Source organism: Pseudobacter sp., assembly GCF_051955275.1.
Taxonomy (GTDB): domain Bacteria; phylum Bacteroidota; class Bacteroidia; order Chitinophagales; family Chitinophagaceae; genus Pseudobacter.
In genome coordinates this window covers 1-11,712 of sequence record NZ_JBQCGW010000292.1, presented here as the reverse complement: position 1 = coordinate 11,712, position 11,712 = coordinate 1, and the positions used below count along the sequence as shown (strand labels likewise).

The window sequence follows — 11,712 nt, the reverse complement described above, 5'->3', positions numbered from 1 at the left end:
TAATTCGATGAAGCAATTAAATATAAAGTTTCACATTTCTATACTGGCGTTATTGCTGATCTCGGTAACCGGCTGCAAAAAAATGCTGGATATCGGAACACCGGTGAACCAGGTGGTATCTGATAAGATCTTTGAAGACTCTGTAACGGTACAGTCTGCTCTGGCAGGAATGTATGTACAAATGTACGGCACCGTACATAGCATCAATCCTTTTGGTGTTGGTATTACCGTGTTGACCGGCATGACAGCAGATGAAACAACGCATTACCTGGCGCAGTTTGCTCAATACTACAATAATGAACTGGTCACTACTGACGGTCGCGTTGCCGCCATCTGGACTGATGCTTATGCTACTATTTACAGGGCGAATGACATTATTGACGGCGTAACAGCCTCTGCGAAACTGTCGGCCACGGCTAAAAAGAGGGCTATCGGAGAAGCAAAATTCCTTCGTGCATATTGTTACTTTTATCTCACCAACCTGTTTGATAAAGTTCCATTGGTAACAACTACGGATGTGTCAATTACACCATCGTTGCCGAGAAGTACATCCGATCAGATCTATCAGCAAATCCTTTCTGATCTGAAAGATGCAAGGGATATGATGAGGGATGATTATGCATTGTCTGGCGGAGAAAGGATCAGAGTGAATAAGTGGGCCGCTTCCGCGATGCTGGCGCGTGTTCATCTCTACCTGAAGGACTGGGAGAATGCTGAAGCAGAAGCCTCTGCTGTTATCAATAAAACAAGCCTGTATGGATTGGAAACCCTGGATAAAGTTTTTCTGGCTAACAGTAAAGAAGCGATCTGGCAGTTCACCACAAAAGTTCAGGGACGCTTTGCTGCAGAAGGCGTGCAGTTCCTGCCTGTTATTACGGGAACCCGCCCCAATTACGTATTGAGGCCATCATTGCTGGCTGCCTTCGAACAGAATGATAATCGCAAAACTGCCTGGACAGGAGAAATGCTCCTTGCAGGAAAAACGTATACCTATGCACGTAAATTCAGGGCAAACAGCGATGCTACCGCCAACGGCAACCAGGAATATGGCATGGTGCTGCGCCTGGCCGAACAATACCTGATCCGTGCCGAAGCCCGTGCTCATCTGAACAAGATCACCGGTAACGAAAGCGCTGCATCCGATCTGCTGATGGTCCGCGACCGAGCCGGCCTCGGACTTCCCACTGCCAACGACCAGGATGAAATGCTGGTGGCTGTTGCAAAAGAACGCCGGATAGAGCTCTTCACTGAGTGGGGGCATCGATGGCTGGATCTCAAACGTACAGGAAAGGCAAATGAAGTGCTCCTGGCCGAGAAACCCACAAAATGGAAATCCACCGCAGTACTTTTTCCTGTACCAGCAGCAGAGATCACCAGGAACCCCGCTTTGAAACCACAGAACCAGGGATATTAAAAGCCAGAAAGGATGATTAAAAAGATGATGACCTGCTCAGCAATATTGCTTCTTTATATCGGACATGCAGTTGCGCAAATGACAAATACGATCACGGCTAAGTTGTCGGGTATCGGCAAACATACCGTTACACTGAATTATACATCAGAAGGAGTGAAAGTGACAGATTCCGCAAAAGCAGGAAAAGATGGAATTGTCCGTTTCTCCTACAAAACAGCCAAACCGGTGGTGGCCGCCCTATCAGTCACTGATCCGGCATTGTTACTGGTGATGGATTCATTTCCCTTCAATCCACCTGCACTTGAATTTTTCATTGGTGAAGGCCCTGTGTTGATCAAAGGCGATGAAAAGAAGTTTTACAAATCAACCGTCAAAGGAGGAAAGGCAAATGAAGAGTGGAGCAAGGTAAGGCCCTCCTTCGGCAATCTGTCCGACAGTTTGTGGACAGAATTCAAGAAAACCTACGAGAAAAAACCAAATGCCCAAACGGAAGAGCAAGTGTGGGTAATGCAGCGCAGGATCATGGCTTCACGGCTGCAGCTTCAAAAAGGATTTATTAATAAGTACCCGGAATCCCTGGTGGCCGCATATTTTCTCAGCAAGATCGCTTACGATCTTGAGTCATGGGAACTGGAGCCTAAATATGATAGTCTGGGTTTCATAGCTAAGGAATCAGTGTATGGCAAAACTGTGGGTGATCTTGTAAGTGGAACCAAGGCTACCGCGGTAGGGATGAAAGCAGTTGAGCTGAAGAAGAACGATATGAATGGAAATCTGGTAAGCCTGGAGGCATTGAAAGGAAAGATCGTATTGCTTGATTTCTGGGGAAGCTGGTGCGGCCCGTGCAGGGCATCGCATCCGCATCTGAAGACTATTTATGAGAAGTATAAAAGCAAGGGATTCGAAATCATCGGCATTGCGCAGGAAAGAGAGAATGCTGTTAATGAGGCGGAGGTAAAATGGAAAGAAGCGATTAAGGAAGATGGAATTCCATGGGTGCAGGTGCTGAATAATGTGGACGTAGCAAAGTTCAGCATTGTGAAAGCATATGCTATCAAGGCTTTCCCGTCAAAGATCCTGATTGACAAAGAGGGGAAGATCATAGGACGTTATGTAGGAAAGGATTCGGAAGATCTGGGTAAGAAATTGGAGGAATTGTTGAAGGATTGATTGAAGAAATTTAATGTTCAGCCTGCATGCGATGGAAGAGATTCCTGAGTATGCAGGCTTTGATTTTATATCGCTGTACGAATGGTGCCCATTAAGATTTACCTGATTTTGCCGGTAGAAAGAGCGGCCGGCATGAGGGGCTTTATCAGTGTGTGAGTAATGCTTAATATGGTGGCCTTTTTTTTGCATTGGATATAATGGTAATTGGATCATGTACAAGAAAACCGTCCTTTTCTTTTTGATCCAACATCTTAAAGCTGAAAAAGACGCTTGCCTTAAGGCGTATACATAGTTCCTGTTCCTTCAAATGTGAGAGGGAAACAGGCGTTCAAGGTATCAAGCAACAAATAGGCTGCTCTCATAAGAAAGCAAATCCATCTCGTTTCAACGGGGTGGATTTTTTAATGGCGGCTGTCGCCGCAGAGTTTATTGACCGGGTGGAAATTGGAGAAGTAGCCGATATCCAGATCGATGGTTGCCGGGTCGTTTTTTTGCTTTTTAAAGGTAGGGTCTTGGAAACAGGTATGGCTAAGTGCTATTGATGGTTAAGTTGGGCTTCAAGGGTAATTGGGTAAAAAAGGGTTGGATCAGAAGGGGTGACTGGTTACGAATATATAGAATGCAGGGGTAATATTTTTCGGTGATGGTTGTTCAGGATTGTCAGGGGATTGATTGAAATCAAAAATCCTTTTGTAGGGTTAAAGTTTTGGTTTTGCGGGCGCATGGGCTATGCTGTTAGTAAGTTGATGAGCCAAATATTCTAGGGTTTTTGGAATAAAGATGAGAGAAGGTCAACCGATAACTTAATTCGGATTTGAGAATTGGATTTGCCCAACCCCGGCCTATTTTCGAAAATAAAATATTGTAAATCAATAAATTATCATTTTGTTCACTGTTTTATATTGTTCATTATTAGTGAACAAAATAAGTATTAGTGAACAAATAGGGGCTTTTGATATCGGGTTTGTTCCTTATTATTGCTCGATTTCTCTAAATGAACAAGGTTGATTTATGAACAAGCAGGCAGAAATTATCGATCAGGCAGTGGAGCTATTAAAGGACAGGACTGGAATCAAAGTTACCTGGCAGACTTATGGAAAGGCTGAGGATATGGTCTATGGAATTGCCTTTCAGGATCGGAAAATGCAGTTCATTGTTGCGTATAAAAAACAGCTCGCAGCCTACCAGATAGATCAGGTTGCGAAATCCCAGGACTTTCGATTTCCACTTTTAGTAGTGGCGGAAAAATTGACTGCACCTGCAAGGGAGCAATTGCGCATGAAAGGGATTGCTTACCTGGAGGCGAACGGGAACATCTTCATCAATAATAGCCAGGCTACCATTTTCCTTGACGGGAATAAACCAATAAAGGAAACAAAGCCCGTGTCAAACCGGGCGTTTACTAAAACAGGGTTAAGGGCAGTTTTTCATTTGTTGAACAATCCTGACGCGATAACCATGACTTACCGGCAATTAGCGGAGCAGACGGGTATCGCTCTGGGGAATATCAAATATATAATGGATGGATTGGCGGAAGCGGGGTATATGGTTCCCCTTGGTAAACGGAAAGTAGCGCTTAAAAACAAAAAGCAATTACTGGAGCGATGGGTTGCCGGGTACAGGGAAATCTTGAAGCCAGATTTGTTTCAGGGGGCTTTCCGGATAGCGGTCGAAGAAAGCAGGGGCAACTGGAAGGATATAAAAATCAAAGCGCTGAACATGCAGTGGGGAGGCGAAGCTGCCGGGGAAATACTGACAGGGTATTTGCAGGCGAGGGTATTGACGATGTATGGTGATGGTTTTATTAGTGACCAGGCTGGAGAAATAGGATTAGTGCCGGATAAAAAAGGAGATGTGCTGGTGTATGAAAAGTTTTGGTGGACGACTGGGGATGCGCAGGCTGTTGCGCCCGCGTTATTGGTGTATGCTGATTTGTTGACAACTGATAATATAAGATGTATAGAAACGGCGAAGTTGATTTATGATAAACATATAAAAGATCAGATTGAGGCAGGGGCTTGATGCCCTGATCTTGCATAAAATAGTAAACGTAAAAGGTCGCTGATGGCGGCCTTTTTACTTGCTTTCTGCTTCTCCGCAAGCCTATCCAATCCGGTTGATCCTGGATTTATAGACATTTACTGATTCCCGTAATGAAATAAAGAAAAGTGTAACAACCTTTGTACCCGGAATCGCAAAAGTGATGTAAAAGTGCTCGGTAGTATTTGTCATGAATACACGACAGGATAAGTATTCATTAGTTTTCAGATCTAAGGGAAAAATAATTTCATCAATATTACGTTGAAGCGTTATTGTTAGCCCTGGATTGACTCCAAAACTGTCTCAAGCAGTTTAAATTAATAAAAAATAGATGTAATTTTGCGCTGCTTACTTAACTAAATCCTTAACGCTTATCTCATATTATTCCCCGTCTGATACCATTTTGTAAACTTTATTTTATTATGAAAAAGACAACTGCATTGCTGTTGATCGCAGCACCTTTAGTATTCAGTGCATGTAAAAAATCCAACGACACTGAACCGGAAACCAATCCTCCTATTTATGAATTGCCTTATGACAAAGAAGGCGTAACCGCCAATAAAGCCTTTATGGAGTCTGAAGGGCGGGATTTTGTAAAAAAAGTGGATGATTTAAGTTCCAATACTGCTATAAAAGCATTAGAAAGCTTCAATAACCTGGAAGCTCCTGAAGTAAGTATTACGGTTAATGCAATTAAGAAACTGGGAGTTGGATCGCCGGAAATAACAGCCATCAATAATACGTTATCGATAATAACTACGTCAGTTACAGAAAAGAAATCCTATAAACTAAGTAAGGCATTTGGAATTTATAAATACAATAAATCTACGGGAGAGTGGGACCTGACAGCTTCTAACGACAAAATTGAATTTCATTTTCCTGCTACGAAAAATGGGACTACGAACAATACGGTCCTGACTATTACGTATAAAAATTCCGGAAAATCTATTGTCGAACATGGTACTCGCTATGACTATGTATATAATCCTCAAACTGGAAACTATGATGCTGTAGAAACAAACACAGAGGAAACATTTGAATTACCCTCGGAGATGCTGGCCAAAATGACGATCAATGGATCGGAAGTGATGAGCCTGTCTTCAAACTACTCTTACCATGATGATAACCTTCCCAAACTGGTAAATGTAAATCTTGTACTCGGGTCTTATACTGCCAGGTTTGAGGTGAACACTGACAATAAATTGGCCGGTACTAAATTTAGTTTTACAAAAGGTTCCGAAACTTTAATTGCATTGGATGCCAACCTTAATTTCAATTCACTGTCGTACGACAATCTGCAGAATGCGGGGGACGACGAATCAATAGACCTGTTCGTGTCTGGCAACACAACATTGTCAGTTGGTAATTTAACATTGGGTGGCCAGGTTGATTATAAAAAGATTCAGGATGAATTAAAACCAGTTAGCGACAAAGAGCCTGTTTCTCCTGATTGGGAGGCTTATTTCGGAAATATAAAGTATCCCAATTATGATGACTACAATAGCTATGAAGCGTACCAGATAGCGTTGAACGAGTATAATGCGAAATGGGAAATTGCAATGGGCCTGTACAATACTGCCTATGAAAAGTACCGGAGTGATAATGAAAAGTATGAAAAGGAATATTATACAGCGTTGGCCAACCTGTTAAATAAACACGGCGCCATTGTAGTTGTAAACACCAAAACGAAGAAGAAAATAGCATCAGTTACCTTTCAGCTGAAAGAAGAGGTAAACCAATACGGCAATATTACTGTACGTTATTACGATGTAGAACCTTTACTTGTATTCGGAGATGGTTCTAAAGTCAGCTTTGAAGTATTCGGAGAAACAGGTTTTGAAAATCTGATCGACGATATCGAAGCTTTGCTGGAGAAATTCTAGATATACAGCGCCAGGCTCTAAATCAGGCGATAAAGAAAATGCCATCACTCACACGTGATGGCATTTTTATTCAATAGTCAGCGTGTCAATGGTAGAATTGGCTCCATACCAGATTCCTATACCACTTCCTTCAATATTTCCGGCAAAATCAGAAGAGTAATTCAAAAATGAAAGCTGAAGACCTTGTTGTGAAACCGCAGACCATAATTTGTAGCTTGTCGCAGAAACGTTGGATATCTTCATTGCTATTTCATCCCCTTTTTTATAATACCTGGAAGAGTTCATGGAATCCTGTATCGATCGGGTCCTCAGCAATGACACAGTGAATTCTTTGGCCGCCTGGTCAATAGCCTTTATCCCTCTTGGAGTGGTTGCATAGAACTCGTGTTGAGTAATGAGCTTCGTAAACAACAGGTAATTGGCTTCAGGATTTGCATTGTCAACATTTACTACAGGTTGTGCCTTTTCCGGATCAAGCCATTCATAAGATACACCTTTGATGGCAGGCTTGTAAAGTGGGATCTCAGTTTCGGAAAGAAGAACATCATTATTGTATCTGACTTCCAGTTTATACTTCTGCCCTTCTTTTCCTTTCAGAGAATTGCCAACATAATATAAATAAGGAAAAACTTTATCGTTGCGGGTCAATGTCAGGATTTCTTCTTCTCCTCCACCAGACACCTTTACGGTTGCCCAACGGATAATGAGAGCTTCCAGTTGCTTTTCATCTATAACGAAGTTGGTAGGTATGTTATGCATTACTTTAACCACAGGAACTGCTCCATTCTCGATGATGCCTTCCACTACAAATTTGGGCTCGAATTTTTTTTGAGTGCCTTCCTTTATGCATGCAGAAAATATTGTACTGATAGTGATTGTTACTAGTAACTTTTTCATAGTAGTTCTAATGAATAAGTAATTGCAGGTAAGAACGGTAAACTTGCGCCATCTTTTTGGATCATCTTAAAAGCGTTGTTCTTCTTAAAATAATCCCGGTCATAACTCTGGTATATATAAATCGGATTAGAGTGATTGTAAATATTGATAATTGAAATACCCAGAGTTTGCCTGCTTTTGGAAGTTTTTTTCAATAACCAGCTTACCCCTGCATCCAGTCTGTGGTAGGCTTCCATCCGGGCGCTGTTTTTGTCTCCATATTCCGCCAAAATGGAATTTCCAAAATAATACATGCCCACTGTGGGTGTATATGCGCTTCCGCTATTGTACATGAAACTTATGGAGCAGGATATTCGCGGAGTGATTTTATACGAGTTTACAATACTTAAGTTATGTGGCCGGTCGTAAATAAACTTATACCATCCTCCATTATTGATCGCATCAAATTTCCTGAAGCTTCTTGAATAGGAATAGTTTATCGTAAAGTAATTGCGAGGGGTATTTAATCTTGCAAAAAAGTCGGCTCCGTAGGTAACTCCATTTCCATTTTCAATGCCACTGGAAATTTCATTGCTTTCCTGTAAAGAGACAATGTTGCCATTAAATTCTTTTAAGCCAGATAGCCATCTGTAGTAAACATCGATACTGTATTCGATCCTTGCTCCTGCGTGACGGTATCCGCCGGAGGCTTCCCTGATCTTTGAAACGGTGAGATTGCGGTCGGCATGAATTACATAATCAACAGGCAGGTTAATATTTGTAAGACCTACCTGGTGAATTGGCTGGTATGCCATCGAGAAGCTACCGAAAAATGTATTCCTTGCATCCATCAGCCAGGATAATGAAACAGCGGGATTAATAAAAAACGGCCGTTCAACAGCTGAAACTGTAGAAAGATTCAGTGATCCTGAGAGCTCAAATTTTTCCGATAAAGGAGTTGAGGCGTTCAAAAAGTATTTGAATAAATGTTGATTACTTTTATACCGGACATTACCGCCAGATTGAGCAGCCTGCCCCTGATTCAGAAGCGCAGTGCCTAAATCATCGATCAGGTAAAGGAAGCCTGTTTCCACCGAGCGGCGGGATTTTCGATAGGTCAGGGTAGAGTTTATGGTTAGTGTTTTTTGATGATTGGCCAGTGCAAACTCTTCGCCATACAGATCAAATGCAACGCGGGTGTCATATTTTGAGTATCCGAGATTATTTTCCCATTGCAGATTTCGCCGGAGAACTGCAGTATGGGTTATTCCCATCACCAGGTTTCCCCATTCCATACTGTTCTTTGCATTCTTCTCATACAGATCAAACTTAGCTTTATCTCTACCGGTGTATAAGAAAGCCTTTATCTCACTTTTGTTGAAAGCCCTTTTGGCGTTCAGGTTGAAGTCAAACAGATCATAATTCATGCTTTCCAGATCCATTCCTGTTTTACCTAAGACCGGCCAGAGTGTTTTATTCATAAAAGTATTCCTCCAGAATACTTCAATCATCTGAATGGAGTCCCGTTCAATTCTGGCGCCTACGCCCAGATGAGCCAGGGAGGCTTCTGCTTTAATAAGAGTAGTATCTCTGACTTGCCAGTTACTGTTTATATCGATGTATCCGGATAATTTCCCGAAATACTTTCCCGGAATAATGCCCGTGTACAACTTCAGGTCTTCAACAACATTATTATTGAATAAAGGGAATAACCCGAAAAGATGGCTTGGGTTATGAACGAGGACACCATTGTAAAAATAGCCATTGCTTCCTGACGGAAGCCCTCTGTACTGTACACCTGTATTGGCATCGCCCCCATTGCCAAAGCCAGGAAGGAAGCGTATTGATTTTAAGGGATCTGCTATTCCCATTACTTTTGGCGCCACTTCTATCTGCTTTGCGCTTAATGTGAGTTTGTTCACTCCATTAATTAACTGCTTTTGTCTGGATACTGTTACGGTATCCATGTTTTTGACCGAGTCCACTACGGACTGGCTATATAGGAGGTTGCAGGAAAGCAGTGAGAGGGTTAAGGTTAGTCCGGTTTTCAAGAATTCAGTTGATAATGGTTAGTGACAAATTGTTGTGAAAATACAATTTTTAAGCTTCTATAAAGCTTCTCCTGAAATACATGAATAGTGAGGGCGAGTAGAAATGAAGGAAGCCGCTAAGGAAAAGAACGAAGAGATTGCAAAGCTTCGGTAAGAGATGGAGAGTGCTCGATTCAGATAAACTGCTTAACTAACTGGAGTGTCATCCAAACCTAACGGCGCAATTTGTTTTAAAATCACCCTGCGTAGTCTCTCCTCATGTTCGTCGCCCCAAAGTCCGATGGATTGGATCAGGGGAATGAGAGATTTACCGAAATCAGTAAGACTGTATTCTACCTTTGGAGGCAACACCGGAAAGATCGTTTTCGTAACCAGTTCATGATCTTCAAGTTCCTTCAGTTGTACATTCAATACCCGCCTGGTTACATCGGGAATTTTCCGTTGAAGTTCACTTGGCCGTAAGTTGCCCATATGGATGAACCAAAGAATACGGATCTTCCATTTTCCATACAATACTTCACCAACAAGGTCAAGTCCACAATTGAGTGTCGGAGTAGTCTTTTTTATGTACATAACTACAAATATATACCACACCCGACTAGCAGCCAATACGGATAAATTTGTCCGTATATGATTCGTAACTCCGTAATTGTTTGCCATCCTCATACTGTCGAGATTTGCACTATAAACAAAAAACATATGGATCAGCAATTCAACTACAGTAACGAATTATCCGGTAAGATAGCTTTAGTAACAGGTGGAACCAAGGGTGCCGGAAGAGCAATCGCCAAACGTTTAAAGGCCGCTGGTGCAACAGTAGTCATTACCGCGAGGAACAAACCCGAACAGGCAGATACAGACCTTTATTTTGTTCCTGCTGACCTGAGCAAGGCAGAAGATACGCAAAAAGTAATCAGCGAAGTATTGTCAACCTATGGCAGGCTGGATATCCTGGTAAACAACCTTGGTTCTTCATCAACACCCGCCGGTGGTTTTTCAGCACTGAATGATGAGGATTGGATATCAACCCTGCAAGCTAATTTACTTGCTCCTGTCAGGCTTGACAGGGGATTTTTACCCCAAATGATCGATAGGAAAAGCGGTGTTATTATTCACATCGCTTCCATCCAGGGCAAATTGCCGCTATACGATTCTACCTTGCCATACGCGGCTTCTAAAGCAGGATTAATCAATTACAGTAAAAGTTTATCAAATGAAGTTACGCCCAAAGGTGTACGCGTGTTAACTGTTTCGCCTGGATGGATAAATACAACAGCATCGAAAGCCTGGTTGGGCGAGATTGCAAGAAATGCTAAAAGTACTGTAGAAGAAGCTCAGCAAAGTGTGATGGATGCATTGGGAGGCATACCGTATGGCAGGCCCGCTGAGCCGGAGGAAGTAGCCGAATTGGTTGGCTTTTTGGTTTCACCAAGAGCGCAATACTTAACAGGAACAAATTTCGTCATCGACGGTGGAACCGTACCCACCATCTGATCACCCTTTAAAAAATAAAAAGACATGAAACTGCCAAAAGTAGTAGAAGACCTGGTGAAGGCACAAAACAATTTTGACAATGTTGCTTTTGCCGCGTGTTTTTCTGAGACGGGCGAAATGTTGGATGAAGGAAAGCTCTACAAAGGACGAGTTGCGATCCAGCACCTGATCGCTGAAACAAATGAAAAATACCGGTCTGTGATGAAGCCTCTTGAATACACCGGAAACGGTACATCAAGCGTTCTTTCAGCAGAGGTCTCAGGGACATTTCCGGGAAGTCCACTGGTGTTGAAGTTTCACTTCGATATCATCGACGGGAAAATTCAGTACCTGAAAGTGACCGGATAAAATAACAAAGAGCGTGACCTGAACGAGTCACGCTCCTTTAATTTAAAAGCACAGGTGATGAGTTGCTGTAAATCAGAGGCCAAGAAGGCGATGCATAAAAAATATCACGACAATTTTTATGGCTTTTACACGTAACAGACTGAAAATAAATGCAGCGGTTGAAATGTAAAAGTCCTTTTGTGATTACAAAAACATCGAAATGATTTTGAGCCTTTTATACCCTGGCAGCTGCTGGCACAGAATAATGTCACCTTCTTATCTTATTTTTTTCGCTCATAGAGCTGTGCCCATGCGTTGTGCCATTGTTTGTCGTGTACAGGTTTATAGGATAATTCCAGGACCTGCCTTTGTTCAGGATTAAGTGGCAGGTCTCCATCTGTGCCAACAATCCAAAATCCCTCTATATCATATGAGGGTGATACTTTGTGAAGGATCG

The 11,712-nt window shown here is 42.3% G+C and carries 9 protein-coding genes; 6 read left to right on the top strand and 3 right to left on the bottom strand.

All coding sequences use genetic code 11. From position 1 onward, the window contains the following. Nucleotides 1-7 precede the first annotated feature (7 nt). The 4 genes from ACTHMC_RS25265 (at nucleotide 8) to ACTHMC_RS25250 (ending at nucleotide 6,507) form a co-directional block, all read left to right on the top strand. Nucleotides 8-1,414: a RagB/SusD family nutrient uptake outer membrane protein gene (locus ACTHMC_RS25265; RefSeq protein ID WP_440417549.1), complete on the top strand. Its 1,407-nt coding sequence runs from the start codon at nucleotides 8-10 to the stop codon at nucleotides 1,412-1,414. A 78-nt stretch (nucleotides 1,415-1,492) separates the two neighbouring features. Beyond that, on the top strand, nucleotides 1,493-2,584 hold the full coding sequence (locus ACTHMC_RS25260) for a redoxin family protein (protein ID WP_440417547.1): 1,092 nt from the start codon (nucleotides 1,493-1,495) through the stop codon (nucleotides 2,582-2,584). A 1,011-nt stretch (nucleotides 2,585-3,595) separates the two neighbouring features. Next, nucleotides 3,596-4,606, top strand: coding sequence for a type IV toxin-antitoxin system AbiEi family antitoxin (locus tag ACTHMC_RS25255; protein WP_440417545.1), 1,011 nt, complete (start codon nucleotides 3,596-3,598; stop codon nucleotides 4,604-4,606). 440 nt (nucleotides 4,607-5,046) lie between these two features. Further along, a complete protein-coding gene (locus tag ACTHMC_RS25250) occupies nucleotides 5,047-6,507 on the top strand; it encodes a hypothetical protein (RefSeq protein WP_440417544.1) in 1,461 nt (486 codons plus the stop codon). A 66-nt stretch (nucleotides 6,508-6,573) separates the two neighbouring features. On the opposite strand, the gene ACTHMC_RS25245 is transcribed toward ACTHMC_RS25250, so the two are convergent. The 3 genes from ACTHMC_RS25245 to ACTHMC_RS25235 form a co-directional block, all read right to left on the bottom strand. Then, entirely contained in the window at nucleotides 6,574-7,404 is an 831-nt protein-coding gene (locus ACTHMC_RS25245; RefSeq protein ID WP_440417542.1) for a DUF4249 family protein, read from the bottom strand. Then, nucleotides 7,401-8,678: a hypothetical protein gene (locus ACTHMC_RS25240; protein ID WP_440417540.1), complete on the bottom strand. Its 1,278-nt coding sequence runs from the start codon at nucleotides 8,676-8,678 to the stop codon at nucleotides 7,401-7,403. The genes ACTHMC_RS25245 and ACTHMC_RS25240 overlap by 4 nt, the downstream gene beginning before the upstream one ends. A gap of 942 nt (nucleotides 8,679-9,620) precedes the next feature. Then, nucleotides 9,621-10,007, bottom strand: coding sequence for a winged helix-turn-helix transcriptional regulator (locus ACTHMC_RS25235; RefSeq protein ID WP_440417538.1), 387 nt, complete (start codon nucleotides 10,005-10,007; stop codon nucleotides 9,621-9,623). Nucleotides 10,008-10,133: 126 nt separating this feature from the next. Between ACTHMC_RS25235 and ACTHMC_RS25230 the strand changes: the two genes are divergently transcribed. Both ACTHMC_RS25230 and ACTHMC_RS25225 read left to right on the top strand, forming a co-directional pair. Then, nucleotides 10,134-10,928, top strand: coding sequence for an SDR family oxidoreductase (locus tag ACTHMC_RS25230; RefSeq protein WP_440417536.1), 795 nt, complete (start codon nucleotides 10,134-10,136; stop codon nucleotides 10,926-10,928). 24 nt (nucleotides 10,929-10,952) lie between these two features. After that, nucleotides 10,953-11,276 carry a nuclear transport factor 2 family protein gene (locus ACTHMC_RS25225; protein ID WP_440417534.1) on the top strand — a complete coding sequence of 108 codons (324 nt, stop codon included), beginning with the start codon at nucleotides 10,953-10,955 and terminating at the stop codon, nucleotides 11,274-11,276. Nucleotides 11,277-11,712: the final 436 nt, after the last annotated feature.